Source organism: Ideonella sp., assembly GCF_035254525.1.
GTDB lineage: Bacteria > Pseudomonadota > Gammaproteobacteria > Burkholderiales > Burkholderiaceae_C > Ideonella.
This window is the reverse complement of record NZ_DATFAN010000083.1, coordinates 1-26,489: the sequence shown is the minus strand read 5'-3', so window position 1 is coordinate 26,489 and position 26,489 is coordinate 1. Positions and strand designations below refer to the sequence as shown.

General features: G+C 70.4%; 24 protein-coding genes and 1 tRNA gene. 11 read left to right on the top strand and 14 right to left on the bottom strand.

What is annotated here, in order from left to right:
• Positions 1-1,263, bottom strand: a 1,263-nt coding sequence (locus VJ693_RS08255) for a bifunctional transcriptional activator/DNA repair enzyme AdaA (protein ID WP_324153171.1), incomplete at its 3' end; no start/stop codon positions are given.
• 172 nt (positions 1,264-1,435) lie between these two features.
• On the opposite strand from VJ693_RS08255, the gene VJ693_RS08250 reads away from it, so the two are divergent.
• Positions 1,436-2,824 (top strand): phosphomannomutase/phosphoglucomutase, encoded by a 1,389-nt coding sequence (locus VJ693_RS08250; RefSeq protein WP_324153169.1) that lies wholly within the window; start codon positions 1,436-1,438, stop codon positions 2,822-2,824.
• Positions 2,825-2,837: 13 nt separating this feature from the next.
• Positions 2,838-4,121 (top strand): 3-deoxy-D-manno-octulosonic acid transferase, encoded by a 1,284-nt coding sequence (locus VJ693_RS08245; RefSeq protein WP_324153167.1) that lies wholly within the window; start codon positions 2,838-2,840, stop codon positions 4,119-4,121.
• Between the two features lie 52 nt (positions 4,122-4,173).
• On the opposite strand, the gene VJ693_RS08240 is transcribed toward VJ693_RS08245, so the two are convergent.
• Genes VJ693_RS08240 through VJ693_RS08220 form a run of 5 tightly spaced genes read right to left on the bottom strand, consistent with a single transcriptional unit; the run spans position 4,174 to position 7,936 of the window.
• A complete protein-coding gene (locus tag VJ693_RS08240) occupies positions 4,174-4,557 on the bottom strand; it encodes a methylglyoxal synthase (RefSeq protein ID WP_324153166.1) in 384 nt (127 codons plus the stop codon).
• A gap of 25 nt (positions 4,558-4,582) precedes the next feature.
• Positions 4,583-5,602 (bottom strand): TRAP transporter substrate-binding protein, encoded by a 1,020-nt coding sequence (locus VJ693_RS08235; RefSeq protein WP_414652243.1) that lies wholly within the window; start codon positions 5,600-5,602, stop codon positions 4,583-4,585.
• Positions 5,603-5,633: 31 nt separating this feature from the next.
• The gene (locus VJ693_RS08230) at positions 5,634-6,926 is read right to left on the bottom strand and encodes a TRAP transporter large permease subunit (RefSeq protein WP_324153164.1); all 1,293 of its coding nucleotides are present in this window, start codon (positions 6,924-6,926) and stop codon (positions 5,634-5,636) included.
• 3 nt (positions 6,927-6,929) lie between these two features.
• Positions 6,930-7,433, bottom strand: a complete 504-nt coding sequence (locus VJ693_RS08225; RefSeq protein WP_324153163.1) for a TRAP transporter small permease subunit — start codon at positions 7,431-7,433, stop codon at positions 6,930-6,932.
• On the bottom strand, positions 7,430-7,936 hold the full coding sequence (locus VJ693_RS08220; RefSeq protein ID WP_324153162.1) for a gluconokinase: 507 nt from the start codon (positions 7,934-7,936) through the stop codon (positions 7,430-7,432). The genes VJ693_RS08225 and VJ693_RS08220 overlap by 4 nt, the downstream gene beginning before the upstream one ends.
• 166 nt (positions 7,937-8,102) lie before the next feature.
• Here VJ693_RS08220 and VJ693_RS08215 point away from each other — a divergent pair, with 166 nt between their 5' ends.
• Entirely contained in the window at positions 8,103-9,131 is a 1,029-nt protein-coding gene (locus VJ693_RS08215) for a LacI family DNA-binding transcriptional regulator (RefSeq protein ID WP_324153160.1), read from the top strand.
• Here VJ693_RS08215 and VJ693_RS08210 read toward each other — a convergent pair whose 3' ends face one another.
• The 5 genes from VJ693_RS08210 to VJ693_RS08190 all read right to left on the bottom strand — a co-directional run bounded on the left by VJ693_RS08210 (position 9,132) and on the right by VJ693_RS08190 (position 14,994).
• On the bottom strand, positions 9,132-10,352 hold the full coding sequence (locus VJ693_RS08210; RefSeq protein WP_324153158.1) for a DUF1501 domain-containing protein: 1,221 nt from the start codon (positions 10,350-10,352) through the stop codon (positions 9,132-9,134). It abuts the gene before it with no gap.
• A gap of 26 nt (positions 10,353-10,378) precedes the next feature.
• Entirely contained in the window at positions 10,379-11,791 is a 1,413-nt protein-coding gene (locus VJ693_RS08205) for a DUF1800 domain-containing protein (protein ID WP_324153156.1), read from the bottom strand.
• Positions 11,792-11,932: 141 nt separating this feature from the next.
• Positions 11,933-13,360, bottom strand: coding sequence for a TolC family outer membrane protein (locus VJ693_RS08200; protein ID WP_324153154.1), 1,428 nt, complete (start codon positions 13,358-13,360; stop codon positions 11,933-11,935).
• A gap of 227 nt (positions 13,361-13,587) precedes the next feature.
• On the bottom strand, positions 13,588-14,241 hold the full coding sequence (locus VJ693_RS08195; RefSeq protein WP_324153152.1) for a protein-L-isoaspartate O-methyltransferase: 654 nt from the start codon (positions 14,239-14,241) through the stop codon (positions 13,588-13,590).
• A gap of 51 nt (positions 14,242-14,292) precedes the next feature.
• Positions 14,293-14,994, bottom strand: a complete 702-nt coding sequence (locus tag VJ693_RS08190) for a TetR/AcrR family transcriptional regulator (protein WP_324153150.1) — start codon at positions 14,992-14,994, stop codon at positions 14,293-14,295.
• Between the two features lie 66 nt (positions 14,995-15,060).
• Here VJ693_RS08190 and VJ693_RS08185 point away from each other — a divergent pair, with 66 nt between their 5' ends.
• Entirely contained in the window at positions 15,061-15,888 is an 828-nt protein-coding gene (locus VJ693_RS08185) for an undecaprenyl-diphosphate phosphatase (protein WP_324153148.1), read from the top strand.
• Here the strand turns inward: VJ693_RS08185 and trmB are convergent.
• Entirely contained in the window at positions 15,860-16,600 is a 741-nt protein-coding gene (gene trmB / locus VJ693_RS08180) for a tRNA (guanosine(46)-N7)-methyltransferase TrmB (protein WP_324153172.1), read from the bottom strand. The genes VJ693_RS08185 and trmB overlap by 29 nt on opposite strands.
• A 92-nt stretch (positions 16,601-16,692) precedes the next feature.
• On the opposite strand from trmB, the gene VJ693_RS08175 reads away from it, so the two are divergent.
• Positions 16,693-16,766: transfer RNA gene (locus tag VJ693_RS08175), tRNA-Gly, on the top strand.
• A gap of 31 nt (positions 16,767-16,797) precedes the next feature.
• Here VJ693_RS08175 and VJ693_RS08170 read toward each other — a convergent pair.
• Complete coding sequence (locus VJ693_RS08170; protein ID WP_324153146.1) at positions 16,798-17,703, bottom strand: hypothetical protein; 906 nt, start codon at positions 17,701-17,703, stop codon at positions 16,798-16,800.
• Between the two features lie 173 nt (positions 17,704-17,876).
• On the opposite strand from VJ693_RS08170, the gene VJ693_RS08165 reads away from it, so the two are divergent.
• Both VJ693_RS08165 and VJ693_RS08160 read left to right on the top strand, forming a co-directional pair.
• A complete protein-coding gene (locus VJ693_RS08165) occupies positions 17,877-19,184 on the top strand; it encodes a glycoside hydrolase family 18 protein (protein ID WP_324153144.1) in 1,308 nt (435 codons plus the stop codon).
• 113 nt (positions 19,185-19,297) lie between these two features.
• Positions 19,298-20,296: a hypothetical protein gene (locus VJ693_RS08160; protein WP_324153142.1), complete on the top strand. Its 999-nt coding sequence runs from the start codon at positions 19,298-19,300 to the stop codon at positions 20,294-20,296.
• 22 nt (positions 20,297-20,318) lie between these two features.
• Here the strand turns inward: VJ693_RS08160 and VJ693_RS08155 are convergent, their stop codons facing one another.
• The gene (locus tag VJ693_RS08155) at positions 20,319-22,859 is read right to left on the bottom strand and encodes a GspE/PulE family protein (protein WP_324153141.1); all 2,541 of its coding nucleotides are present in this window, start codon (positions 22,857-22,859) and stop codon (positions 20,319-20,321) included.
• Between the two features lie 145 nt (positions 22,860-23,004).
• On the opposite strand from VJ693_RS08155, the gene VJ693_RS08150 reads away from it, so the two are divergent.
• From VJ693_RS08150 to VJ693_RS08135, 4 genes are all read left to right on the top strand, one after another.
• Complete coding sequence (locus VJ693_RS08150; RefSeq protein WP_324153139.1) at positions 23,005-23,913, top strand: LysR family transcriptional regulator; 909 nt, start codon at positions 23,005-23,007, stop codon at positions 23,911-23,913.
• Between the two features lie 84 nt (positions 23,914-23,997).
• Entirely contained in the window at positions 23,998-24,819 is an 822-nt protein-coding gene (locus VJ693_RS08145) for a putative hydro-lyase (RefSeq protein ID WP_324153137.1), read from the top strand.
• A 34-nt stretch (positions 24,820-24,853) separates the two neighbouring features.
• Positions 24,854-26,155: an MFS transporter gene (locus VJ693_RS08140; RefSeq protein WP_324153135.1), complete on the top strand. Its 1,302-nt coding sequence runs from the start codon at positions 24,854-24,856 to the stop codon at positions 26,153-26,155.
• 29 nt (positions 26,156-26,184) lie between these two features.
• The coding region (locus VJ693_RS08135) for a hydantoinase/oxoprolinase N-terminal domain-containing protein (RefSeq protein ID WP_324153134.1) at positions 26,185-26,489 on the top strand (305 nt) is incomplete at its 3' end.

Below are 26,489 nucleotides of genomic sequence, written 5' to 3'. Positions count from 1 at the left end.
GGTTTCGGCCATCGGCGCGGCAGGCGAGAGATCGATGCGGCCCTCGGCCACGGCGCGGGCCAGCGCCTGGATCGCGCCGACCCGGGCCCGCACGATGCCCAGTGTGCCGATCGATTCGGGTGTCGCCTCGGCCAGGGCCTGGGGCGTCGGGAACAGGTGCGTCAGGCCGTCGAAGGGAACCGCTCCGGATGAGACCAGCGGCTCGCCGAAGCGTGCCACCAGGCGCGCCGCCAGCGTGCAGGCCGCGGCCACCGTGACCTGCTGGCCGAGGATCACCCGCACGGTCGTCTCGAAGCCGTCGATGCACCCAGGCAGGCGCAGCCCGGGGCGCAGGGCGACCGGCAGTGCAGTAAGCGCACCGTCGATGGCGGTGGCCTCGGCATCCAGATCCAGCAAGTGGCGCAGGCGCTCGAGCACGGCGCCCAGCACGGGCGCCAGGCCCGGGCTGACGGTGGCGGCCACCTGGTTCGCCGCGGGTTCGAAGCGCAGCCCCAGCCAGCCGGTGTGGCGCGCGCCGCGGGCATCGACCAGGGCGAGTGTGCGGCGCCAGGTGCCGGCGGCCACGGCTTCCACGCCCACCAGCGGCCGCGCGGCGAGGAAGCCGAGCATCGCTTCGGCGTCGTAGGGCGGTCGCCAGGCCAGGCGCACGGCCACGGGCTCGTCTCGGCTGGCATCGGCGGTGCCGGCGGCCGACCTGCGCAAGGCCGATGGCGAAAGGCGATAGCGCTCGGCAAACGCCGCATTGAAGCGGCGCAGGCTCGCGAAGCCGCTGGCCAGCGCGACGCGGGTCACCGGCAACTCGGTGTCGGTCAACAGGCGCTTGGCCAGCAGCAGGCGTTGCGTGGCCAGCCAGTCCATCGGGCTGACGCCATGCACGGCCTGGAACACACGGCGGAAGTGCCGATCGGTCACGCCCAGCCGCCCGGCGACTGCGGGCAGGGCCAGGTCGATCCCCTGCGCGACGGCGTGTTCGATCAGGCGGGCGCCGGCCCGGGCCAGCGCATTCGACGAATCGGTCGCCGCGAGCCCCGGCGCCAGCTCGGGCCGGCAGCGCAGGCATGGCCGGAAACCCGCGCACTCGGCGCTCGCGGCATTGCCGAAATAGCGGCAGTTCTCGCGGCGCGGCAGCCGCACGCGGCACACCGGCCGGCAGTACACGCCGGTCGAGGTGACGCCGACGAACAGCCGCCCATCGAAGCGGGCATCGTGCGTCTGCAGCACCTGGTAGGCGGCGTCGGCATCGAGGTGGGCGGTGGGGTCCATGGCGGCCATCATAGGCGCCGCCCCCGTTGCCGCTGGCCGTTTTCGGACCTGTGCCTGAAGGGTCTTCGGCGCCTTGGCGCAGGCGGCCCGGCACGGCCCGTGCTCCCGCTTGGCGCTCGTAACGGGGCCGAAACCCCGCCTGCCTACAATCCGCCGCCAAGGAGAAAGACGCATGAAGCTTGCAGCATCCGCATTCAAGGCCTACGACATTCGAGGGATCGTCGGCCAGGCGCTCGATGAGCAGTTCGCCGAACACCTCGGCCGCGCCTTCGGCACCGAGGCGCTGAAGGCCGGCGAGAAGGCGGTGGCCGTGGGCCGCGACGGCCGCGTGTCGGGCCCGGGGCTGGCGGCGGCGCTGATGCGTGGCCTGGCGTCGACCGGGCTCGATGTCGTCGACCTCGGCGCGGTGACGACCCCGATCGTCTACTACGTGGCCGCGACCCGGGCCAGGCATGGCTGCTCGAGCGGCATCCAGGTCACCGGCAGCCACAACCCGAAGGACTACAACGGCTTCAAGATGGTGCTCGCCGGCCGTGCGATCTACGGCGAGGAGATCCAGAACCTGCGCCGTCGCATGGAGGCCGAGGACTACGCGCGCGGCACCGGCCGCATCGCGGTGATGGATGTGGTGCCCGAGTACGGCCACCGCATCACCAGCGACTGCAAGCTCGCGCGACCGATGAAGATCGTCGTCGATTCGGGCAACGGCATTCCAGGCGCCACCGCGCCGGCGATCCTGAAGGCACTGGGCTGCGAGGTGATCGACCTGTACTCCAAGGTCGACGGCGACTTCCCGAACCACCACCCCGATCCGTCCAAGCCCGAGAACCTGGCCGATCTGATCAAGGTGGTGCATGCGACCGACGCCGAGCTGGGCCTGGCCTTCGACGGCGACGGCGACCGCCTGGGCGTGGTCACCAAGGACGGCCAGATCATCTACCCCGACCGCCAGCTGATCCTGTTCGCGCGCGACATCCTGAGCCGCGTGAAGGGCGGCACGATCATCTACGACGTCAAGTGCACCCAGCGCCTGGCGCCCGACGTGCGCGAACATGGCGGCAAGCCGATGATGTGGAAGACCGGCCACTCGCTGGTCAAGGCCAAGCTGAAGGAAACCGGCGCGCCGATCGCTGGCGAGATGAGCGGCCACATCTTCTTTGCCGAGCGCTGGTACGGCTTCGACGATGCGATGTACACCGCGGGCCGCTTGCTCGAGATCCTGTCGCGCTCGGCCGACCCGAGCGCGGTGCTCAACGACCTGCCGACCAGCTTCAGCACGCCCGAGCTGAACGTGCCCTGCGCCGAGGGCGAGCCGCATGCGGTGATCGAGAAGCTGCGCGAGACGGCCAGGTTCCCCGGCGCCGAGATCGGCACCATCGACGGCCTGCGCGCCGACTATGCCGACGGTTTCGGCCTGGTACGCGCATCGAACACAACGCCGGTGCTCGTGATGCGCTTCGAGGGCCACACGCCCGAGGCGCTGCACCGTATCGAGCGCGACTTCATGGCGGCGCTGCGCGAGGTGAAGCCCGACGCCCAGTTTGCCGCCGCGGCCCACTGAGCATCGGCCCATCATGAAGCGGGCGCTGGCGCGCGCCGCCTATTCCAGTCTGTTGCGCCTGGCCACGCCACTGTATTTGGCGCGGCTGTGGTGGCGCGGCCGGCGCGAGCCTGGCTACCGTGAAGCCATCGGAGAGCGGCTGGGCCGTGGCCATGGGCGTGCCCATCCGGCCGCCTTGTGGATCCATGCCGTGTCGCTCGGCGAGACGCGCGCAGCGCAGGCGCTGATCGACGCGCTGCGCGCCGAGCGACCTGACCTGCGCTTGCTGCTGACCCATGGCACGGCGACCGGCCGCGCGGCCGGCGCCGCGCTGCTGCATCCGGGCGATCACCAGGCCTGGCTTCCCTTCGACACGCCGGGCGCGGTGCGGCGCTTCCTGCAACGCCACCGCCCGGGCGTGGGTGTGCTGATAGAAACCGAGGTCTGGCCCAACCTGCTGCACGAGGCACGCCGCGCGGGCGTGCCGATGGTGCTGGCCAATGCGCGGCTGTCCGAGCGCAGCGCGGCCAAGGGGCGGCGGCTCGCGGCCTTGCTGCATCCGGCCGGGCAGGCGCTGGCGGTGGCGCTGGCCCAGAGCGAGGCGGATGCACGCCGGCTGCGGGCGGTGGGCGTGCCGCGGGTCGAGGTCTGCGGCAACCTGAAATACGACCTGCGGCCGGAAGAGGCTCAACTGGCCACCGGCCACGCCTGGCGAGCGCGAGCAGCGCGACCCGTGGTGGTGGCGGCCAGCACGCGCGAAGGCGAGGAGGCCGAGTTGCTGAGCGCCTGGGCGGGCCTGCCGGCGCCGCGGCCCTTGCTGCTGCTGGTGCCGCGGCATCCGCAGCGGTTCGACGAGGTCGCCCAGCTGATCGAGTCGCGCGGGTTGATGCTGCGCCGGCGCAGCGCCTGGGGTGCCGATGGGCCGGCCGTGGACGATGCGCAGGCCGATGTGTGGCTCGGCGACACGCTGGGCGAGATGGCGCTGTACTTCGGCCTGGCCGACCTGGGCCTGCAGGGCGGCAGTTTCCGGCCCTTCGGGGCGCACAACTTCATCGAGGCAGCGGCCTGTGGCTGCCCGATGCTGCTCGGGCCCTCGGTGTTCAACTTCGCCGAAGCTGCGCGGCAGGCGCTGGACGCCGGCGCCGCGTGGCAGGTGGGCGGTTGGGACGAGGCGCTGGCGCGCATGCAGGCGCTGCTGGCCGACGAGCAGCCCGCACGGGCGGCCGCGGTGCGCGCGGCGCAGGCCTTTGCGGCCGTGCACCGCGGTGCAGCGGCGCGCATGGCCGCGCGCATCCTTGTGCTGCTGCCGGGCGGCTGATCAGGCTTCGTTGCCGGCTGCAGCCATCAGTCGCCGTTGCCGGCCGTCCATATCAATCGCCGTTTGCGGCGAGTGCGCTCAGCAGCAGCCGCGCGCTCGACAGGTTGGTCGCGCAGGGCACGTCGTGCACGTCGCAGGCGCGCACGAGGGCGTTGATGTCGGGCTCGTGCGGCTGCGGCGTCATCGGGTCGCGCAGGAAGACCACCGCATCGACCTCGCCCATGGACAGCCGTGCACCGATCTGCAGGTCGCCGCCCAGCGGGCCGCTGAGCAGGCATTCGACATCGAGGCCGGCCTCCCGCTGCAAGCGGCCACCGGTGGTGCCGGTGGCCATCAGCCGGTAGGCGGCGAGCTGGGCGCGGAACTCGCGCGCCAGCCGCACCATGTCGTCCTTCTTGTGATCGTGTGCGATCAATGCAACGCGGGTGGTCTTCATGGGCCGCGATTGTCCCTGCCAGGAGTTACTTGCGGGTACGAATCTTGGCCAGCTCGGCCTGCGTCTCGTTCCACAAGTCCATGCCCACGTTGGCGGCGACGCTGGCGTTCACGCGGGTCAGCTTGTCACGCATGCGGGCCGATTCGGCGGGCGACAACTCGTTGATCTGCATGCCCTTGGCCTTCAGCTCGGCGAGCGCGCGGCCGGCTTCCTCGCGCGTGTCCTTGCGCTCGTAGTCGCGGCTGGCCTTGGCAGCGTCGACCAGCACCTTCTGCTCGTCCTTCGACAGCGTGTCCCACCACTTCTTGCTGGCCAGCACGATCCACGGGCTGTACACGTGGTTGGTCACCGACAGGTACTTCTGCACCTCGTAGAACTTGCTCGACAGGATGGTGTTGTACGGGTTCTCCTGGCCGTCGACCGTCTTGGTCTCGAGCGCGCTGAACAGCTCCGAGAAGGGCAGCGGGATCGCGTTGGCGCCCAGGGCCTGGAAGCTGTCGAGAAACACGTTGTTCTGCATCACGCGCAGCTTGATGCCGTTCAGGTCCTCGAGCTTGGCCACCGGGTGCTTGGAGTTCGTCAGGTTGCGAAAACCGTTCTCCCAGTAGACCAGGCCGACCAGGCCCTTCTCGGGCAGCCTGGCGATCACCTTCTGGCCCACCGGGCCGTCGAGCAGCGCATCGGCCTCCTGGCCGCTGCTGACCAGGAAGGGCGTGTCCCACAGCGCCATTTCCTTGGTGATGCCGACGAGCGTGGCGGTCGAGCCGACCATCATCTCCTGCGCGCCGCCGATCAGCGCCTGCTGCATCTGCGTGTCCGGGCCCAGCGCGGCGGCGCCGATGGCGCGGACCTTCATCTTGCCGCCTGAGGCCTTGGCGACGGCGTCGGCGAAGACCTTCACGGCGCGGCCCTGGTTGCTCTGCTCGTTCAGGCCGTAGCCGAAGCGGATCAGCCGGGGCTTGATGTCTTGCGCCAGCGAGGCCAGTGGCGCGGTGGCGAGCGCCGCGAGCGTGGCGGCGGCGAGGATGCGACGGGTGAGTTTCACGGTTGTCTCCTGGGGGAACGGGGGAGGGCGCTCAGCGCATCCACGCGACCGGCGCGGTGACGAGCGAGGGGAAGGCGACGAACAGCACCAGCACGGCGAGGTAGGTGACGAGGAAGGGGTTCACCCCCTTGATCACCTGGTGCAGCGAGAGGCGGCCGACGCCGGCGACGACGTTCAGCACCGTACCCACCGGCGGCGTGATCAGCCCGATCGCGCCGTTGAGCACGAACATCAGGCCGAAGTAGACCGGGTCGATGCCGGCCTTGGTGGCAATCGGCAGCATCACCGGCGCGAAGATCAGGATGGTCGGCGTGAGGTCGAGCGCGGTGCCGATGATCACCAGCACCACCATCATCACGGCCATCAGCAGGCGCGGGCTGTCGATCAGCGGGCCCAGCCAGCCGCTCAAGGTGCCGGGCAGGTCGGCCAGGGTGATCATGTAGCTCGCGACCTGCGCGCCGGCGCACAGGAACATCACGATCGCGGTGGTCTTGGCCGCGCGCACCAGCACGCCGTGGATCTCGGCGAGCGTCATTTCGCGGTGCACGAACAACGCGATCGCGAGGGCGTAGAACGCGGCCACCACCGCGGCCTCGGTCGGCGTGAAGACGCCGGTCTTCATGCCGCCGATGATGATGACCGGCATCAGCAGGGCCCAGAAGGCCTTGGCGGACGCGCGCAGCCGGTCCTTCATCGGCAGCGGCTGGCCCTCGGGCAGCTCGATGCGGCGCAGCACCCACTTCCACGCGACGATCAGGCCCGCGCCCATGATCACGCCGGGCACGATGCCCGAGACGAACAGCGCCGAGATCGAGGTATTGGTCGTGACGCCGTAGATCACGAAGGGCATCGACGGCGGGATGATCGGCGCGATGATGCCGCCCGAAGCCAGCAGGCCCGCCGAGGTGGCCATCGGGTAGCCCTGCTGGCGCATCATCGGCAGCAGGATGGTCGCGAGCGCGGCGGTGTCGGCCAGCGCCGAGCCGCTCATGCTGGCCATCAGTACCGCGGCGCCGATCGCCACGTAGCCGAGGCCGCCGCGGATGTGGCCGACCCAGGCCTGCGCCATGTCGATGATGCGGCGGCTGATGCCACCCGCGTTCATCAGCTCGCCGGCGAGGATGAAGAAGGGCACGGCCAGCAGCGGGAAGCTGTCGATGCCGGCGACCAGGTTCTGCGCGAGCAGCTGGGTATCCCAGAAGTCCAGCGCCCAGGCCATGCCGGCGCCGGTCAGCACCAGGGCCAGCGCCATGTTCATGCCGATGCCCATCAGCACCAGCATGCCCAGCGAGAAGACGACGAAGGCGAGTGCCTCTGAACTCATGGCTTACTCCACCTCGGCGCCGTGGCCCAGGTCCAGCGGCTTGCGTTTGACGATTTCGAGGACGGCCATCACGCCGATCGCGATGGCGCACAACAGGGCCGGCATCGGCAGCAGGGCGGTCGGATAGCCGAGCACGACCGAGCGGCTGTCCATGCCGACGACCACCTGCTGCCACGCGCCCCAGGCGAGCAGCGCGCAGGCCAGCACGACGAGCAGGCGGATCAGCAAGGTCGCCGGGCCCATCAGCGCGGGCCGGTCCTTCATCATCCCGACCAGGCTGGTGAAGGCCATGTGCTCGCCGGCCGGGTAGGCGGCGGTCGCGCCGATGAAGACCATCCAGACGAAGAGCAGGCGCGACAGCTCCTCGCTGGCGGCGATGCCGCTGCCGAAGCCGTAGCGCAGCACGACGTTGACGAACACGGCCACCGCCATCACGCCGAGGCACAGGGCCATGGCGGCGTGGGCGATGCGCTGCACGGGGGGCTCGCGTTGGGCTTCGGGGTTCATGATTGTTCCTCGCGGGCGATCCAGCCCGTGACTTCGGCGCTCAGGCGGTCCAGTGCTTTGGTGGCGTCCAGCCGCAGCACGCCGGGCTCGCCGTCCGGCCGTTCGAGCGTGGCGAACTGGTTGTCGACCAGGCTGGTGGAAAAGAAGTGCGCTGCCCCGCGCGCGGCGACCCGGCGCAGCGCCTCGTCGCGCCCGATGTCGAGAAAGGCAAAGCGCAGGCCCGGCGCGGCAGCGCGCAGCCGCTCGCGGTAGCTGCGCTTCAAGGCCGAGCAACTCAGGACCGCCGGCAACGGCGGGCGGCGCAGTTCGGCGGCCAGGGTGTCGAGCCAGCCGTCGCGGTCGGCATCGGTCAGGGCGATGCCCTGGCGCATCTTGGCCAGGTTGGCCGGGCTGTGGTGCGCGTCGCCCTCGATGAAGCGCGCGCCCAGGGCCTCGGCCACGGCCTCGGCCAGGCTGGTCTTGCCGCAGCCCGACACCCCCATCACGACCAGCGAGTTCCTCATTTGGATAGCGCTATCCCAGACAATTCAAAAAAGCGGCGACCTGGTATGGCGGCAAGCTCCTGGACAGTTGGTATCTGCCTTCGGGGAACTGCCGGCTTGCGAACAGGTGCCGGATAGCGCTATCCTAATCACCATCACCACCTCGCCCATTCGTGCAAACCCTTAGATGACGAGTGCCACCCCCAGTCGCCGTGCCAGCGGCCGCGTCACCTTGAGCGATGTGGCCAAGGCCGCGGACGTGAGCCCGATCACCGTTTCGCGTGCGCTGCGCGGCGAGCGGGCGGTCGACCCGGCGCTGGTGGCTCGCGTGCGCGAGGCCGCCGACCGGCTGGGCTACGTGCCCGACCCGGCCGCGCGCGCGCTCGCGTCGCGCCGCAGCACCCACGTGGCGGTGCTGATCCCGATGTTGTCGAACGCGTTGTTCGTCGACCTGCTGGAGGCGGTTCAGCGCACGCTGCGCCCGGCCGGCTACCAGACGCTGATCGGCGTGACCCACTACGACGAGGCCGAAGAGGCGGTGCTGCTGCGCGAGCAGTTGCTGCACCGCCCGGCCGGGCTGCTGGTGACCGGCATCGACCGGCCTGCCGCCACGCGGGCGCTGATCGCGCAGGCCGGCGTGCCCTGTGTCCACATGATGGATCTGGCCCCGCTCGCGGCCGGGCTGCACTGCGTGGGCCTGTCGCAGGCCGATGCGGGTGCGGCGCTGACGCGCCACCTGCTGGCCCGTGGCCACCGCCGCATCGCCTTCGCCGCCGCGCAGCTCGACCCGCGCACGATGCAGCGGCTGGAGGGCTGGCGGCGCGAGATGACGGGAGCGGGTCTGTACGAGCCGACACTGGAATGGCTGAACCCGGCGCCCTCGTCGATCGCGCTCGGCGGCCGCATGTTCGAGCAGATCATCGGCCAGCACCCCCCGATCGACGCGGTGTTCTTCTGCAACGACGACTTGGCGCAGGGGGCACTGCTCGCCGCGCTGCGCCGCGGCATCGAGGTGCCGGATCAGATCGCCATCGCAGGCTTCAACGACCTGACCGGCAGCGACCAGATGGTGCCGCCGCTGACGACCGTGCGCACGCCGCGCTCGGAGATCGGCCAGGCTGCTGCCGCGATGCTGCTCGCGCTGATGCGCCGCGAAGCCGTCAAGCAGCCGGTGGTCGACCTGGGCTTCGAGCTGGTCGTGCGGGCGAGCGCTTGATCACGCCCTGACCAGCGGCGGCAGTTTCATGCCCGCGGTGCCCGGGAACACGTCCTTGTCCAGCGCGGCGCTGGCGATGCGCAGGTGGTCAGCCAGCACGCTCTTGAAGACCGCGCGCAGGTCGGTCGTGATCTTCAGGTCGCGGCCTTCGTAGCGATCCTGCTTCGCCAGGCCCGGCCAGTCGGCAAGCACCTGCCCGCCGCGCACCGCGCCGCCGACGACGAAGGCCGCGCCGCCGGTGCCGTGGTCGGTGCCGCGGGTGCCGTTGATCGCGACCTCGCGGCCGAACTCGGTGGCGACGACGACGATCGTGCGCTTCCACAGGCCCTGTGCGTCGGGCGCGTCGAGTGCGTCGCGCAGCAGGCCCAGGCTTTCGTCGAGCTGGTGCAGGTTGTTCAGGAAGACGCTCTTCTCGGCGGCCAGGTTGGCATGGCTGTCCCAACCGCCTTGTTCGAGCATCACGATCTGCGGCGCCTTGGGCTGGCGCAGGAACTCGGCCGCCTTGCGCGCCATCGCGGGCAGCGTGCCGACCGCGTTCTTGCCGGTGCTGGCGCTGGCCATGTCCGTCATCTGGCTGGCGGTCGGCATGTCGGTGCGCAGGCCCTGGGCCCGCATCAGCGCGCCCGACAGCGCCGGGTCGTTCGCATAGACCTTGGCCAGCCGGGCGATCAGGTCGGGCGAGGGATCGGGCAGGGCCGAGGGTGCCCAGGTGTCGATCTCCTTCGGCCCGCGCATCAGCAGCGGGACCGCCGTGGACAGCGCCAGGCCCGGTTGCCCGCCGGCGGCCAGCGCGCGGCCCAGCCAGCCGGTGGGCAGCTGGTACGGGCGCTCGCCACCGCCTTCGAGCACGTTCTGGGCGTCGAAGTGCGAGCGGTCGCGGTAGGGCAGGCCGGCGGCGTGCACGACCACGAGCTCGCCGCGGCCCCACATCGCATGGAGCTGCTCGAAGCCCGGGTGCAGGGCGAACGGTCCGCGCAGCGCCAGCGGTGCGCCGGGGTACTCGGCCAGCGCGCCGCGCGCCGCCGCGAAGTCGGGGTCGCCGGTGGCCGGCACGGCCCACAGGCCATCCATGCCGCCGCGCAGGATGATCGCGACCAGGCGCGGCGTCTCCGGGGCCGCGGTACCGCCCATCGCGAGCGTGGCCCAGGAGCCGGTGGCCGCGGCCGCACTCGCGGCCAGCGCGCCGCGCAACAGGTGACGCCGGGAGAGGTTCATTTCCATCATGGGTGTCCTTGCGGCGGGCGCGATCATCGGCGCTGGAATTCGGGCGACATCAGCAGCAGCACCAGCGCCTGCGTGCCATCGGCGGCGCGCTCGATCTGCTGGTAGGTGGCCTCGCTCAGCCGGGGCCCCAGGCTCGCGCGGGCCAGTGCGCGCGCATCGATGCGGTCGCCCACGCGCTCGGCCAGGCGCAGGGCCCACTCGACACGCTTCCAGATCGCGTCGGGGCCCAGCCACTCATCGGCCTTGTCGGGCCAGCCGGCGGGCGAGGGCGCGGTGTGCGGGCGCTGGCCGAGGCTGCCGAGTGCCGAATCCTTGCCCTTGGCCAGCTGGCGGTCGTCCGTGCCGAGCACGCGCAACGAGCTGATCGCGAACTCCTCCGGGGTCTTCAGCTTCGCGAGCCCACCGTCCCACGATTCGGGCGCGTCGATCAGCGTGCGGTACACCGCGGCCAGGTCGCCGCCGGACTGCGTGAAGGTGTCGGCCAGCTTGTCGACCAGCGAGCGCGGCGGCTCGTCGGCCACGAAGTGGCGCGCCAGCTTGGTCGAGACGAAACGCGCGGTGCTGGGATGGTGCGCGAGGTCGTGGATGACGAGATCCAGCGCCTGCGCCCCTTCGGGGTAGCGCTTGCCCATGATGGTCTTGTCGCCCGGCTCGTGCCAGTTCGCCTCGAAGCGCACGGCTTGGTCGTCGCGCGGCGGATCGTAGGCGCGCCAGCCGGTCAGCACCGCGGCGAAGGCCGTCACGTCGGCCTGGGTGTAGCCACCCCACGGGCCGTAGGCGCCGCCGCCGCCCGCCACGCCCAGGCTGTGCAGTTCCATGATCTCGCGCGCCAGGTTCTCGTTCAGCCCCGTCGAGAGCTTCTTGCGCCGCTCGTCGTCGGCGCCCTTGCGCACCACGCGCAGTGCCGCGCGCGAGTGCGGGCCGGTCGAGGCGTTGTTGTCGAGGTAGCGCAGCATCGCCGGGTGCAACGAGGCCTGGCGCAGCAGCGTCTCGAACTTGCCCGCGATGTTGGGCCGGATCGCCTCGCGTTCGAGGGCGCCGGCCAGGCCGCGCACCGTGCCCTTGTTGATCGAGACGGAGAAGTGGTTGGCCCAGAACAGCATCAGCCGCTCGGCGAACGGGCGGCGCGTGGTGACGGCGGTGGTCAGGCGCGACTGCAGATCGGCGCCGATGATCTTGCGCAGCTCGAACTCCGGGCTGCTGGCCATGGGCGTCTTGCCGGGGATATCGAGCAGGCCTTTCAGCGGCACCTTCTGTTCGGCGTACGCGGCCAGGGCCTGCGCGGCGGTCGGGAAGGGGCCACCGGCCGGCGGGTCGGCCGGGCCGATCTGGCCGCGCAGCCAGGCCGCGGGGTCGGCGCCGACCGCGGCGAGCGACGGCTCGCCCAGGCCGAAGCGGTGGGCGGCGATGGCCGCTTTCAAGGGGTCAGTGGTCATCAGGGGCTCCGGACGCATGCCCGGCAGGCATGTGCCTTCTTATAACGCCCGTCGGATGACATCGATCACCGCGCAACGATGCGCGGTGGTAAAGAAACTTGTCCCAGGGGTGACCGCGGGCGGCCACCGCCCGCCAGCGGGCTACTTGGCCAGCAGCGCGTCGGCGGCCTGCAGGTCTTCGGGCTGCAACTGGCCGGTGGTCTGGCGCAGCTTCAGGTCGTTGACGATCACGTCGTAGCGGGCCTTGGCGAGATCGCGCTGGGTCGTGAAGAGCTGGGTCTGGGCGTTCAGCACGTCGAGGTTGACGCGCACGCCGACCTTGTAGCCGAGCTGGGTGGCCTCGAGCGCCAGCTTGCTCGACGATTCGGCGGCCTCGAGTGCCTTGACCTGCGCGCGGCCGGTCTGCACGCCGAAGAAGGCCTGACGCGTGCCCTGCGTGACGCCGCGGCGCGCGGCATCGAGGTCGTTGCGCGCCTTCTCCTCCAGCGAGAGGGTTTCCTTGACGCGGTTCTGGATCGCAAAGCCGGCGAACAACGGGACGTTGACCGTCAGGGCCAGCGAGCCGCTGCTGCCGTTGCCGGCGCGAGTCGAGTTGAGCAGGGTCGAGCCGAGGCTGGTGTCGGTCGTGCCGCTGGGGAAGGACTTGGCGTAACCGGCCCCGAGCGTGACGGTCGGCAGGTGGCCGGCGCGGGCCTTTTCCGTCTCGAGCTTGGCGACCTCGAGGCCGAGCTGGGCCTGCTGGATCACTGGGCTGCGGCCCTCGGCGCCGGAGACCCAGTCGTCGACGTTGGCCGGGGCCAGCGGCGGCAGCGTGACCGGCAGCGCGAGCGCCTTCGGCGCCGCGCCCTGGCGGCCGACCAACTGGTCCAGCGCCAGGCGCTTGACGCGCAGGTCGTTCTCGGCGGCCAGCTCCTGGGCCAGCGCCAGGTCATAGCGGGCCTGGGCTTCGCGCGTGTCGGTGATGGTCGCGGTGCCGACCTCGAAGTTGCGCTTGGCCGAGGCGAGCTGCTCGGAGATGGCCTTCTTGCTGGCCTGCACCGTCGACAGGGTGTCGTTCGCCCCCAGCACATCGAAGTAGGCCTGGGCCACGCGGACGATCAAGTCCTGCTCGGCGCCGCGCAACTGGGCCTGCGCAATCGCAACGCCGCGATCGGCCTGGCTGATGGTGGCGCCGTTTGCCTTGTTGAACAGCGTCTGCTGAGCGGACAGGGCGACCTGGCTCGTCGTGGTCCGCACTTCGGTGTCGGTGGTGGCCGTCGAGTACGTCACGCCGTCGGCGTTCAGCGAGCGGGTGGTGTTCGTGGCATCGGCACGCACCAGCGTCGACGACGCCTGCAGCCCGACGGTGGGCAACCGCAGCGCTCCGGCCTGGTCGGCCCGGTACTGCGCCGACTCGGCCTGCGCGCGCGCAGCGAGGTAGGTCGCGTCATAGGCGCGCGCGGCTTCGTACAGCTCGCGCAAGCTCTGCGCTTGGGCCGCACTGGCCGCGAAGCCGAGGGCCAGCGCCAGGGCGAGAGGCGTGAGCCCGGCGGCGCGGGTCAGGGTCGGGCGGCGGCGCGTCGGCGTCATGGTGGGTTCCTCTCGGTTCGATGCGTTGTGTTTGGACAGACGGTGGAATCAGCGGCACCCGAGCGGCGCCACGCCGGCGAGGTTGTACGCGAGACCGCAGCGCCGGCGCAGCCGGAATGCGACGACTTGCGCGCAGCGCAGGCCGTGATGACAAAAACCGGCGACGGGCTGCGCTGGATCGGGGGCGAGGGCCCCGGCGCAGCGTCGTGGCTCGTTCATGCGTCGGGTCAGAAGTGGAAGCGGGTCGGCTCGGCGAAGCCGTCCAACCGGGGCGCCACGGTGTCGAACAGCACGGTCTTCGCGAAGGCCTTGCCGGATTGGGCGGTGTAGAGCGTGGCCTGCATCATGGGCTCGGCGCCCTCGATGGCGATCAGCCGGCCGCCGGGCTTCAACTGGGCCAGCAGCACCTCGGGCACGCTGGCCACCGAGCCGGACAGCACGATTGCATCGAACGGGCCGGCCTCGGCCAAGCCATTGCGGCCGTCGGCCTCGCGCACCTCGACATTGGTGATGCCGGCGCGCTTGAGGTTGTCGGCCGCCATGCGAGCCAGCGTGGCACGGTTGTCGAGCGTGATGACGCGGCGCGCCCGATGGCCCAGCAGCGCGGCCATGAAGCCAGAGCCGGCGCCGACTTCGAGCACCGACTCGTGGCGCTGCACCTTCAGCTCCTGCAGCAGGCGCGCTTCGACCCGGGGGGCCAGCATGCACTGGCCCTCGGGCAGCGGCACCTCGGTGTCGACGAAGGCCAGCGCGCGGTAGGCGGGCGGCACGAAGTCTTCACGCTTGACCACTGCCAGCAGTTGCAGCACGGCCGGATCCAGCACCTCCCAGGGGCGGATCTGCTGCTCGATCATGTTGAAGCGGGCTTGTTCGATGTTCATGGCATGGACCGGTGCGGTGATTCGGGACAACCTTTCATTCTAGAGAAGGGTTCATGCCGTTTCGGGCCTCGCACGCAGGCCGTTCAGCACCAGATCAAGGTGATGGCGAATGAATTCTGCGGGTCGGGTCAGGTGCGAGTCGGCAAAGCCGCAGGCGCCCATGGAGTGCTTATGCAGGCACAGCATGACCATCGGCAGCACGATCGAATGCACGACGCCATCGACATCCACCGGGCGGAACTCACCGCGGTCGATGCCGCGCTGGACCAGGCTGCCGATCAGCCGGTGGCCCGGCTCAATGACCTCGTGCAGGTAGAAATCGCCGATCTCGGGGAAGTTGCGCACCTCGGTCATCACCAGCTTGAAGATCGCCGAACTGGGGCTCTCGTACACGGTGACCCACCATTCGGTCATCAGTTCGAGCAGCAGCGCGCCGGTCGGCCCGTCTTCCTGCGCCACCCGCTCGGCGCCGCGGGCGATGTCGGCCATCAGCGTGTGGCGGATGACGGCCTTGAGCAACTCTTCCTTGCTGGGGAAGTACAGGTACAGCGTGCCTTTGGAGACGCCCGCGCGCGCGGCCACCTCTTCCGATCGGGTGGCGGCGAACCCTTTCTCGACGAAAAGCGCCATGGCCGCATCCAACAGCTCGTTGGGGCGAGCGTCTTTTCGGCGTTGGCGAATGGGGGTGGGGGCGGACATCTCGATTAATGACTGACTGGTCAGTAATTTTAGCAGTGTGTGGCCCGACGTCAAGCCAGCCCGTCCCGGAGTTGGGCACCGCTATCATTCCGCGCTTTGCTTGTTGCCGGAGCGCCCTCTTTGGACCCGTTGCTGTTGCTCAAGGCCGCCATCATGGGGGTGGTCGAGGGCCTGACCGAATTCCTGCCGATCTCGTCGACCGGCCACCTCATTCTCGCGGGCGCCTTGCTCGATTTCACCGACGGCAAGGCCAAGGTGTTCGAGATCGCGATCCAGAGCGGGGCGATCCTCGCGGTGGTGGTCGTGTATTGGCAGCGGCTGGCCGGCGCGATCATCCACCTGCCGACCAGCGAGGGCGCGCGCCGCTTCGTGCTGAACGTGCTGATCGGCTTCATGCCGGCGGCTGTCATCGGGCTGCTGGCCTACAAAACGATCAAGCTGTACCTGTTCAACGCGCCGGTGGTCGCGACCTCGTTCATCGTTGGCGGGCTGATCATCCTGTGGGCCGAGCGACGCCAGCAGGCTGAGCAGCCGCGCATCGCGCATGCCGACACGATGAGTCCCCGGGATGCGCTGCTGGTCGGCCTGGTGCAGTGCCTGGGCATGATTCCCGGCACCAGCCGATCGGGCGCGACCATCATCGGCGGCATGCTGCTGGGCCTGTCGCGCCGCGCGGCCACCGATTTCAGCTTCTTCCTGGCGATCCCGACGCTGGTCGGCGCCGGCGCCTACAGCCTGTGGAAGGAGCGGGCGCTGCTGTCCGTGGCCGACTGGCCGCTGTTCGCGACCGGCTTCTTCGTCTCGTTCATCGCGGCCTGGGTGTGCGTGCGCTGGCTGCTGCACTACATCGCGAGCCACCGCTTCACGCCGTTCGCCTGGTACCGCATCGCCTTCGGCGGGCTGGTGCTGCTGACCCACTTCATGGGTTGGGTGCGCTGGTCCGATTGAAGACCAGATCCCACACGCCGTGGCCCAGCTTGAGGCCACGCGCCTCGAACTTGGTCAGCGGCCGATAGCCCGGGCGCGGCGCGTAGCCGTCGGCCGTGTTCTCGAGCAGCGGCTCGGCGGACAGCACCTCCAGCATCTGCTCGGCATAGGGCTGCCAGTCGGTCGCGCAGTGCAGCACGCCGCCCGGCGCCAGCCGGCTCGCCAGCAACGCAACCAACGGCGGCTGGATCAACCGGCGCTTGTGGTGCTTCTTCTTGTGCCAGGGGTCGGGGAAGAAGACATGCACGCCGGCCAGCGAGGCGGGGGCGATCATCTGCTCGAGCACCTGCACGGCATCGTGCTGGACGATGCGCAGGTTCGTCAGCCCCATCTCGCCGATGCGCTTGAGCAGCGCGCCGACGCCCGGCGTGTGAACCTCGACGCCGAGGAAGTCGGTGTCGGGCCGCTCCGAGGCAATCTGTGCGGTGGCAGCGCCCATGCCGAAGCCGATTTCCAGCACCAGCGGTGCCGTGCGGCCGAAGGCTGCGGCCGCGTCGAGGGGCGTCGGGGTGAAGGGCAACACGAAGCGGGGCCCGAGCTCGTCGAGCGCGCGCTGCTGACCCGTGCCCATGCGGCCGGCGCGCAGCACGAAGCTGCGGATGGCGCGGCGCGCCGGTGATGCGGGCGTGGTGTCGGTATCGTTATCGGCGGCCGGGGCCGGGGTGTCGGGCAGGGGCGTCACGGGAAGAACAGAGGGAGCGGGCGGGAATTGTGCCCGAGGGCCGGGACGGCCATCGCCTCGCGCAGGCTAGAATCGCCCCCGCTGCGGGTGTAGTTCAATGGCAGAACGGCAGCTTCCCAAGCTTCATACGAGGGTTCGATTCCCTTCACCCGCTCCACGCGCCCGCTCCGGGCGTGCTGCCTTCAGGCTCATCCCACCCGCTCGACCTGCATGAAGCAGTCCTTGTTGGCCTGCAGGTAATCGTTGCGAACGTGTGAGCGCACGACGCCGTAGACGATCTCGCCGGCCTGGACCTGCTCGATGGGCGTCTGCAGCATCTGGAACGCGTCGTCGTTCTCGCCGCAGGTGAGCACGGCGTTCATCGCCACCACGTTCAGCACGCCGTCGGGCACGACGATGCCGTCGGCGATGGTCGGGTTGTACAGGCATACCCGCACCCGGTCGGGCCCGACGACCTTGGCCTGCACGCCCAGGGCATTGACCGCGTCGGGGCCGATCACCGCATCGCTGATCTGCGTGTGCGAGGCGAAGGCCACGTCGCCGATGCCGACCACGCCGGCATTGGCCAGCGTGACCTCGGTGGCGACGATGCCGCCCATCGGGATCAGCCCGGGCGCCCAGCGGCCCTGGTAGCGCGCCGATTTCGGGGGGTTGGAGCCGGGCACGTCGACCCAGGCCAACCGGTCGTCGTGGAACGGGGTCGGCGTGCGCTGCCGGCGCTGGGCAGCCAGCCGGGTGCAGAGGATGCCGTAGATGCGCAGGTCGATGTCGGTGCCGGCCTGGGCGACCCAGTCGATCGTGATGATGATGCGGTACAGGCCGGTGGTGTTGATCAGGATCTTGCCGTCGGGCTGCAGCGTCCAGTCGGTGCCTTGCTGGAAGTAGGTGACGTTCCAGGGCACGACCGTCACGGTGTTGTAGACCGGGCTGAAGTCGGCAGTCAGGCCGTAGCGCCCGCGCTTGATCGTGAACGCCTGCGGCGCCGCATCCGCGCGGGCTGCCGCCCCCAAGCTGGCCAGCGCCATGGCCGCACTGGTTCCCACCAGGCGGCGGCGCGTCGACTGGTCGGGGTCGGTTTTCTCTGGCTTGCGCATGGTGCCGTCCTCGCTCGTTCGATCGCCCGGTTCGGTCAAGAACATTGGAGACAGCATCGCGCCCGGCGTCAACGCCACGATTGCAGTTCAACGAATGCCGGATGATCGTGATATGGTATCTAAGTGGTATTAGACTGGTGCTAAATCGGCGGAGGCGCCGCAGGAGTCGTCAGGTGGACAGGTTTCGGGCAGGCGCATTGCGCGCCGCGGTGGGGGCGGCGTTCATGCTGGCGGCGACGCTGGCGGGCGCCGCGGAGGGGGCGAATGCGGCGGCACGGGCAGCACCGACGCCCGACCTGTTCAGCGGGCGCTTTCTCGGTTTCGAACGCAGCAGCGGCCAGGTCGTCGGCGTCTATGTGCCGAGCTGGGAGCCGGTCGATCTGGTTGACCGGCTGGATGGCCACAACGTGACCCATCTGCTCTACGCTTTCCTGCATGTCTGCGGGCCGGGCCAGCGGCCGCAGGACGCGCCGCGCTGCGAGGGGCAGGCCGAGCACGAGCTGGCCGACAGCGCCATCGACAGCCGCTTCGGCGAGGCCTTCGTGCGCCTGAAGGCGCGCGCGCCGCACGTGACGGTGCTGGCCTCGGTGGGCGGCTGGGGTGGCTCCGACCCGTTCTTCCACTTCGCCAACGACGCCGCCAGGCGCGCGCGTTTCGCCACCTCGGTGGCCCGGTTCCTGCGCACCCACCCCGGCTTCGACGGTGTCGACATCGACTGGGAGCACCCCACGTCGAACGGCAGCGCCAACGGCGCGGCGCTCGGCACGCCGGCCGATGGCCAGGGTTATGCGGACCTGATGCACGCGCTGCGCAAGGCGCTCGATGCGCTGTCGGCCGAGACCGGGCGGGTCTACCTCGTGACCAGCGCGATCAACACCAGCCCGGCACTGGTCGCGAAGGTCAACTACCGCGAGGCCGCGAAGGCCCTCGACCTCATCTTCATGATGACCTACGACTACTACGGGCCGTGGACATCGCGGGCCGGGCACCACACGCCGCTGCACGGGCGTGGCCCGGCCGACGACGACAGCCTGGCCGGCGGCTTGCGCACGATGCTCGCCGCGGGCGTTCCGGCTTCCAAGCTCGTGGCCGGGGTTGCGATGTATGGCCGGGGCTTCACCGGCGTGAAGCCGCCCGCACCGGGCACCGGCTTCAACGGCAGCCCGCGTGAAGGCGTGTTCGCCGGCGCCGACGGCTCGATGCCGTATCGCGAGATCGCGGCGCGCTACCTCGATGGCCAAGGTCGCGGCCGCGACGGCTTCGAGCTCGTGCACGACGCGCAAGCCGGCAGCTACGCGCTGTGGAACGAGCGCTCGCGGATGTACCTCGGCTACGACGACCCACGCGCCGTGCTGGAGAAGGGGCGCTTCGCGCGGGAGCACGGCCTGGCCGGCGTGTTCGCGTGGGAGCTGTCGCAGGACAACGGTGACCTGCTCAACGCGATGAACCTCGGCGTCGGCCACGTGCCCCACCCGCGCTGACGTGGCTCGGCCGCGAGCCGGGTGATTGCGAATTCTCATTTCCGGGCCGCGCCCGGCGCGCAGAATTGCCGCGTCTGATGCGTGGCCTCGATGCAGCGCAAGGGGGGATGAGCATGAAGCGGCTCGAACGATGCGGGCGCCTCGCCGCGCTCTGGTGGCTTCTGGTGATGTTGGCCTGCCGTGCGCACGCCGCCCAGCTGAGTTGCGAATACCGCACCCAACTCGACCAGCTGTACGCCTATGGCCAGATGGAGCAGGGCGTGCAGATGCCGCTGCGGCTCGACGCTTACCTGCCCACCACCTGCAGCAACGCGCCGGGCGTGATGCACCCGCCGGTGATGCTGCTGCCCGGCGGCGGATTCGGCGATACCGTCGTCGGCAAGCGGCAACCGCCCATCGTGCAGATGGCCGTCGAGCTGGCACGCGCCGGGTTTGCCGTCTTCGTCGCCGAATACCGCCCGCGGCTGTGGCACGACGTGGCACCGGTGTCCGAGACGATGACGCCGGACGAGCTCGAGGCCTACAAAGCGCTGGCCGCGCAAGGCCCCTACCCGGTCTCGACGGCGGTGGAGGCGCTGATGGCCGTCGAGGATGCCTTCAAGCTGCAGGCCTGGATCCGATCCAGGGGCGCGGACGACCAGCTGGACCTGGCCGCGTTCGGCATGATGGGCCCGTCGTCCGGCGCGACCACCTCGCTCAGCATGGCCTATATGGGTGACAACCTCGGCGTGGGCGACGCCGGCCTGCACGCGGTGGTCGACCTGTGGGGCGACTTCTTCCCGCACGAGACGATGATGCCCGGCGAAGCGCCGCTGCTCGTGGTGGCCGGCACAGCCGACGCGTTGATCGACTACCCGCTGACCACGGACACGATGCACCGGGCCTTTCTCACCGGCGTCGATGCGAGCCGCATCACCATGCCGGGCGTCGGGCACGGCCTGGTCGATGCCGATATCTTCAACCGCATGGTCGACGGCACCGGCATGACGGTGTTCGAGGTCATCGTCCAGTTCCTCGAGGCCAGGCTGCGGCCGCTCGGCGGCCAGGTGTGGCCGCCCGCCGGGCAGGGCAACGAGATGACGACCGCACCGTCGGCCGCGGCGTCGCGCTGATGTCGCCCCCGCGCCGGTCCGCTCAGCCGTTGCTGGTGGCGCGCACTTCCTCGATCGTCGTCAGGCCGGCGAGCACCTTCTCGAGCCCGTCCTGGCGCAGCGTGCGCAGCCCTTCGGCCATCGCCTGGCGCTGGATCTGTTCGGCGCGTGCGCCGGTCTGGATCAGGTGGCGCAGCTCGCGCGAGACCAGCAGCAGTTCGTGGATGCCGGCGCGCCCGCGCAGGCCGCTGTGCTCGCACTTCTCGCAGCCCGGTGCGCGCCAGGCCTGCAGCCGGCCGTCGGTGCCGGCGAAGCGGTCGGTCCAGCCGGCGATCACCGCGTCGGGCGCCGGCGCGGCGGCCGGGTCGGCCCAGGCGTGCAGGTAGTCGTGCAGCCATTCGTCGATTTCGTCGGCATGTGCCGGCCTGGCCGTGCGGCAGTGCGGGCACAGCCGGCGCACGAGGCGCTGGGCCAGCACGGCGAGCAGCGAATCGGCGAAGTTGAACGGATCCATGCCCATGTCGAGCAGGCGGGTGATGGTCTCGGCCGCGCTGTTGGTGTGCAGCGTGGACATCACCAGGTGGCCGGTCAGCGACGATTCGACGGCGATCTGGGCTGTCTCCTGGTCGCGGATTTCGCCGACCATGATCACGTCCGGGTCGGCGCGCAGGAAGGCGCGCAGCGCTTTCGCGAAGGTCCAGTCGATCCTCGGGTTGACCTGCACCTGGCGCAGCCCCGGCTGGGTGATTTCCACCGGGTCCTCGGCCGTCCAGATCTTGCGTTCGGGTGTGTTGATGTGGCTGAGTGCCGAATGCAGCGTGGTCGTCTTGCCCGAGCCGGTGGGGCCGACGCACAGCACCATGCCGTAGGGCCGCCCGATGGCGTGCTTGAGCGCCGCGAGGTTGTCCGGTGACATGCCGAGTTGGTCGAGCGGGATCGGCTTGGCCGAGGCCAGGATGCGCAGCACCGCGTCCTCCAGGCCGTTGGCAGTCGGAATGGTCGCCACGCGCAGCTCGATCGGGCAACTCGCCACGAAGCGGCTGAAGGCGATCTTGCCGTCCTGCGGCCGGCGGCGCTCGGAGATGTCGAGGTCGCACATGATCTTCAACCGCGCGATCAGCGCGCTGCGGTAGGTGTGCGGGAGCTCGAGGTAGGGCTTGAGCACGCCGTCGCGCCGGAAGCGGATGCGCACCTTCTCGCGGCCCGGGTGCGTCTCGATGTGGATGTCGGAGACGCGCTGTGCATGTGCCTCGACGATCATCGTGTTGATCAGGCGCACGAGCGAGTTGTCGCTCTGCTCGATCGGCGCTTCCTCTTCGGAATGGGCGTGGCCGCTGTCGAACGACTGCTCGAGGGCGGCGAGCAGCCTGTCGGTGCCGCCTTCGTCGAAGTTGATCGCGCCGCTGCCGTCGACCAGCCCGCCGACGCTGCCGTCGTCGAAGCCGTGCTTCTGGTAGACCTGCGCGATGCTGCGCGCCAGGTGGTCGGCGGCCGGCAGCACCGGCACGACCTTGCACTGGGCCAGGAATTCGACCTCGTCGAGCACGTCGCGCCGCGACGGGTCTTCGATTGCCACGACCAGCCGGCCGGGCAGCTGCTGCAGCGGCAGCACCCCCAGGCGCTTGGCGGCAGCCACCGGCACCTTGCGCACCGCCTCGGCCTCGATCGGGTAGACGTCGACGTCGACCACCGGGTAGCCCATCTTGCGGGCCAGCGCGGTGCGCAGGTCCTGCCGCTGCACCGCGCCGCTGCGCACGAGGATCTCGCCCAGGGGCACCGAGCGATCTTCGCGCTGGCGCGCCAGGGCATCTTCGAGCTGGCCCGAGGTGATGAAACCGAGCGCGAGCAGGGCCTCGCCGACACGCACCATCGGCATGCGCGATTGCGCATCGAGCGCCTGCGCCATCTGCTCGGGCGTGACGACCTTGGCGGCGAGCAGCACGTCGCCGATGCGCTGTTCGCGCAGGCGCGACTGCTCGGCCAATGCCGCGTTGATCTGCACCGGCGTGGCCGAATCCTCGGCCACCAGCACCTCGCCCACGCGCGGCCCGACCGCGAACGAGTCGTAGGCACTGCGCGGGCAGAACAGGCGCAGCACGGCGCCCTGGTCGCCCACCGGCGGGAAGAGAAACAGGCCTTGCGGCACCTCGAGGTGGCCGATGGTGCGGCCGACCAATTCGCCGCCTCCGGCGAGCCGCACCGTGTAGTCGGCGGCGGGATGGAAATCGAGCAACTGCCCTGGCGCGCCGGTGGCAACGCTGATCGCCGGGCGCAGCGGCGTGGTCAAGGTGAGACTGCGGAACTGCGACAGCCGCAGCGGCATGGGGGCCCGGGCCGGCGGCACCTGCACCTGGGCCACGCCGACCATCGGGTCGAAGGCGATCAGGCTTGCCAGCATCGCCTTGCCGTTCAGGCCCAGCACCTCGCAAGGTTCGGCGGCGAGCAGCGGCGCGGCGTCGGGGTAGACGGCGTACGGCGGCGTCGGCCATGCGAAGGCCGCTCCGCGCGCGGCGGCGCGGCGCGGCGGCGAGAGGGCGTCCAGTTCGTTGGGAACCAGGGACAGCTGCGTGGACAGGTCGGACATGGCCGGGGCTCGTTCGGCCACGGCCGACGCAACACGCGTGCGGCCGGGCCCTTCCATGCTACGAATCGACGCCACCCGGCGTGCCCGGAAAAGCCGGCCCAATCCGGCGCAATTCGCCGCCGTGCGGCCGCCACAATCGCACGTCATGAACCTGCGTTTCGTCGAAGCCTTCTACTGGGTGGCCACGCTCAAGAGCGTGTCGCGCGCGGCGGAGAAGCTCTTCATCACCCAGTCGGCGATGTCCAGCCGCATCGCGGCGCTGGAAGACGAGCTTGGCGTGCTGCTGCTGGATCGGCGCGACAAGCAGGTGCGGCTGACGGCCGCCGGCGGCCGCTTCCTCGTGATGGCCGAGCGGCTGCTGTCGCTGCAGCGCGAGATCCGCGACGAGATGGGGCGCAGTGCCGAATCGGCCTTCAGCCTGCGCATCGGCGCGATCGAATCGGTGCTGCACTCCTGGCTGATCGACTGGGTGCGCGAAATGCGCGCCGCGCAGCCCGGCCTCGAGCTGGAGCTGACGGTGGAAACCACGCCAGTGCTGGTCGACCAGATGCGCCGCGGCCGGCTCGACCTGGCGCTGGCCGCGCTGCCGGCGCCGGGCGAGGGGCTGCGCCAGCAGGCGCTGCCGCCGATGCCGATGTGCTTCGTCGGCCACGCCGCCCTGCACCGCAAGCGCCGCTACTCGCTGGCCGACCTGGCCACGCTGGAACTGCTGACCTTCCAGCGCGGATCGCAGCCGCATGTCGCGTTGGTGGACCTGATGCGCCAGGCCGGCCACACGCGGCTCAAGGTGCACGCGATCTCGTCGGTGTCGGCCATGGTCGAACTGGTCGAAGGCGGCCTCGGCGTCGCCACGCTGCCGCTGGCGGTGGTGCGCCGCCTGGCCGAGCGCCAGCCGCTGCGCGTGCTGCCCTGCGAGGTCGCGCTGCCCCCGCTGCCGATCTTCCTGACCTACCGCGACGACCCCGGCTCGGGGTTGACCCGCACGGTGGTGGACGCGCTGCTGGGCTTCAAGGCGATCCAGTCCGGTGCATCGAAAAAATCGATGACCTCATAGAGAAATTTCCCGTTGGCGAGGTGCCGCGGGTGGCTCCCACAATGCGCCCCATTCCAGCAGCCGCGACGAGCGCGAGGTGACGAGATGGGGACCGCAGACACGTCGATCGAGCACGCCACGCAGGGCACGGCGGACACTGCGGCACGGGCCCGCGCGGCGATCCGATCCGGCCAGTTCGACGGCCACACCAGCGGCCTGGCGGGCCGGCACGTGCAGGGCAACGTGGTCATCCTCCCGGCGGCCTGGGCGGGCGAGTTTCTCGATTACTGCACGGCGAACCCGCAGGCGTGCCCGCTGCTCGCGGTGACCGAGCCGGGCGATCCGATGCTGCCCATGCTGGGCGAGGGCATCGACATCCGCAGCGACGTGCCGCGCTACCGCGTCTGGCAGCACGGCGAGCTGGCGGCCACGCCGACCGACATCACCTCGCTCTGGCGCGATGACCTCGTCACCTTCGTGATCGGCTGCTCCTTCTCGTTCGAGCAGGCCCTGCTCGACGGGGGCGTGCCGCTGCGCCATGTCGCCCAGGGGCGCAACGTGGCGATGTACCGCAGCAACCGGGCCACGGTGCCGGCCGGCCGCTTCGCCGGGCCGCTGGTGGTCTCGATGCGGCCGCTGCGGCCGGACGATGCCGAGCGCGCCGGGCGCATCACCGCCCGCTACCCGCGGGTGCACGGGGCGCCGGTGCATGCGGGCGACCCGGCGGCACTCGGCATCGCCGATCTCGGCCGGCCCGACTACGGCGATGCCGTGGACGTGCTGCCCGGCGAGCTGCCGGTGTTCTGGGCCTGCGGGGTGACACCGCAAGCCGCGCTCGCCGCCGCACGGCCCGAGTTGTGCATCACGCATGCCCCCGGCGCGATGCTGATCACGGACTGGCTGAACCACCAGCTGGCCGACCACTGAAGACCCAGAGACAGCGAATCAAAGGAGACAAGACATGCTCGACAGCACCACCACCCACCCCGCCGCCACCGGTGCACCGCCGCGGCGCACGTCCTGGCTCGGCCAGCTCAACGGTGGCGAGCGGCGCACGCTGGCCGCGTCCTTCGGCGGCTACGGCGTGGATGCGTTCGATTACTACACGCTGCCATTGGTGACGCCCATCCTGCTGTCGCTGTGGGGCGTCTCCAAGACCGAGATCGGCCTGATCGGCACCGCGACGCTCGTCTCGTCGGCCATCGGCGGCTGGCTGGCCGGCATCCTGGCCGACCGGTACGGGCGGGTGCGCATCCTGCAGCTGACCATCCTGGTCTTCGCGTTGTTCACCTTCGCCTGCGGGCTGTCGCAGACGCCGGGCCAGCTGATGCTCGCGCGCATCCTGCAGGGCCTGGGCTTCGGCGGCGAATGGGCGGTGGGCTCGGTGCTGATCGCCGAGGCGATCCGGCCCGACTACCGCGGCAAGGCGGTCGGCCTCGTGCAGAGCAGCTGGGCCGTCGGCTGGGGCGCGGCGGTGCTGGTCTCGGTGGCGCTGTTCTCGTGGCTGCCGCCCGAGCAGTCGTGGCGGGTGATGTTCTTCCTCGGCGTGGTGCCGGCGCTGCTGATCATCTTCATCCGGCGCTCGATCAAGGATCCCGAGATCTACCTGCGCTCGCGGGCAGAAGTGCGTGCCGGCCAGCGCCGGGCCAGCTTCCTCGGCATCTTCAGCCCGAAGCAGGGCGTGCTGCGCAGGACGGTGCTGGCCAGCCTGATGTTCACGGGCATGCAGGGCGGCTACTACGCGATCAGCGTCTGGCTGCCGACCTTCCTGAAGACCGAACGCCACCTGACCGTGCTGGGCAGCGGCGGCTACCAGGCGATGTTCATCGTGGGCGCCTTCATCGGCTACCTGAGCGGCGCCTACCTGTCCGATCGCCTGGGTCGCCGCGTTGCGTTCATCCTGTTCGCGCTCGGCGCCGGCTCGCTGGTCGTCTCGTACATGCTGTTGCCGATCACCGATGGCGCGATGCTGCTGCTCGGCTTCCCCCTCGGCTTCTTCATGTCCGGCATCTTCAGCGGCGCGGGGGCCTTCCTGGCCGAGCTGTTCCCGAACGAGATCCGCGGTTCCGGCCAGGGCTTCTGCTACAACTTCGGACGCGGCATCGGTTCCACCTTCCCCGCGGCGGTCGGCGTGCTGAGCGACCAGTTCCACGTTTCGCTGGCCGGCGCGATCGGTGCCTGCGCCGGCACCGCCTATGCGCTTGTGGTGCTGGCTGCGTTGCTGCTGCCCGAGACACGCGGCCGCGACCTGCACTTGAACTGACCCCTTCTCCAATCCAGGAACCGAATCCCATGCAAGCAACGTCGTCCCGCGCCTCGCGCTGGCAGTTCTGGATCGACCGCGGCGGCACCTTCACCGACATCGTCGCCCGCCGCCCCGACGGCACGCTCGCGACCGCCAAGCTGCTCAGCGAGAACCCCGAGGCCTATCGCGACGCAGCGATCGAGGGCATCCGCCGCCTGCTGGGCCTTGCGGCCGGCGAGCCGATCACGCCGGACCGCGTCGAGTGCGTGAAGATGGGCACGACGGTGGCCACCAACGCGCTGCTCGAGCGCAAGGGCGACCGCACGCTGCTCGTCACGACGCGCGGCTTCCG

What these genes read in the sequence shown, in the direction of transcription:
- VJ693_RS08250 (WP_324153169.1), top strand. Translation starts at nt 1,436, where the DNA reads ATGAAGCTTGCAGCATCCGCATTCAAGGCCTACGACATTCGAGGGATC.
- VJ693_RS08245 (WP_324153167.1), top strand. Translation starts at nt 2,838, where the DNA reads ATGAAGCGGGCGCTGGCGCGCGCCGCCTATTCCAGTCTGTTGCGCCTG.
- VJ693_RS08240 (WP_324153166.1), bottom strand. Translation starts at nt 4,557, where the DNA reads ATGAAGACCACCCGCGTTGCATTGATCGCACACGATCACAAGAAGGAC.
- VJ693_RS08230 (WP_324153164.1), bottom strand. Translation starts at nt 6,926, where the DNA reads ATGAGTTCAGAGGCACTCGCCTTCGTCGTCTTCTCGCTGGGCATGCTG.
- VJ693_RS08225 (WP_324153163.1), bottom strand. Translation starts at nt 7,433, where the DNA reads ATGAACCCCGAAGCCCAACGCGAGCCCCCCGTGCAGCGCATCGCCCAC.
- VJ693_RS08220 (WP_324153162.1), bottom strand. Translation starts at nt 7,936, where the DNA reads ATGAGGAACTCGCTGGTCGTGATGGGGGTGTCGGGCTGCGGCAAGACC.
- VJ693_RS08215 (WP_324153160.1), top strand. Translation starts at nt 8,103, where the DNA reads ATGACGAGTGCCACCCCCAGTCGCCGTGCCAGCGGCCGCGTCACCTTG.
- VJ693_RS08210 (WP_324153158.1), bottom strand. Translation starts at nt 10,352, where the DNA reads ATGGAAATGAACCTCTCCCGGCGTCACCTGTTGCGCGGCGCGCTGGCC.
- VJ693_RS08205 (WP_324153156.1), bottom strand. Translation starts at nt 11,791, where the DNA reads ATGACCACTGACCCCTTGAAAGCGGCCATCGCCGCCCACCGCTTCGGC.
- VJ693_RS08200 (WP_324153154.1), bottom strand. Translation starts at nt 13,360, where the DNA reads ATGACGCCGACGCGCCGCCGCCCGACCCTGACCCGCGCCGCCGGGCTC.
- VJ693_RS08195 (WP_324153152.1), bottom strand. Translation starts at nt 14,241, where the DNA reads ATGAACATCGAACAAGCCCGCTTCAACATGATCGAGCAGCAGATCCGC.
- VJ693_RS08170 (WP_324153146.1), bottom strand. Translation starts at nt 17,703, where the DNA reads ATGCGCAAGCCAGAGAAAACCGACCCCGACCAGTCGACGCGCCGCCGC.
- VJ693_RS08160 (WP_324153142.1), top strand. Translation starts at nt 19,298, where the DNA reads ATGAAGCGGCTCGAACGATGCGGGCGCCTCGCCGCGCTCTGGTGGCTT.
- VJ693_RS08155 (WP_324153141.1), bottom strand. Translation starts at nt 22,859, where the DNA reads ATGTCCGACCTGTCCACGCAGCTGTCCCTGGTTCCCAACGAACTGGAC.
- VJ693_RS08150 (WP_324153139.1), top strand. Translation starts at nt 23,005, where the DNA reads ATGAACCTGCGTTTCGTCGAAGCCTTCTACTGGGTGGCCACGCTCAAG.
- VJ693_RS08145 (WP_324153137.1), top strand. Translation starts at nt 23,998, where the DNA reads ATGGGGACCGCAGACACGTCGATCGAGCACGCCACGCAGGGCACGGCG.
- VJ693_RS08140 (WP_324153135.1), top strand. Translation starts at nt 24,854, where the DNA reads ATGCTCGACAGCACCACCACCCACCCCGCCGCCACCGGTGCACCGCCG.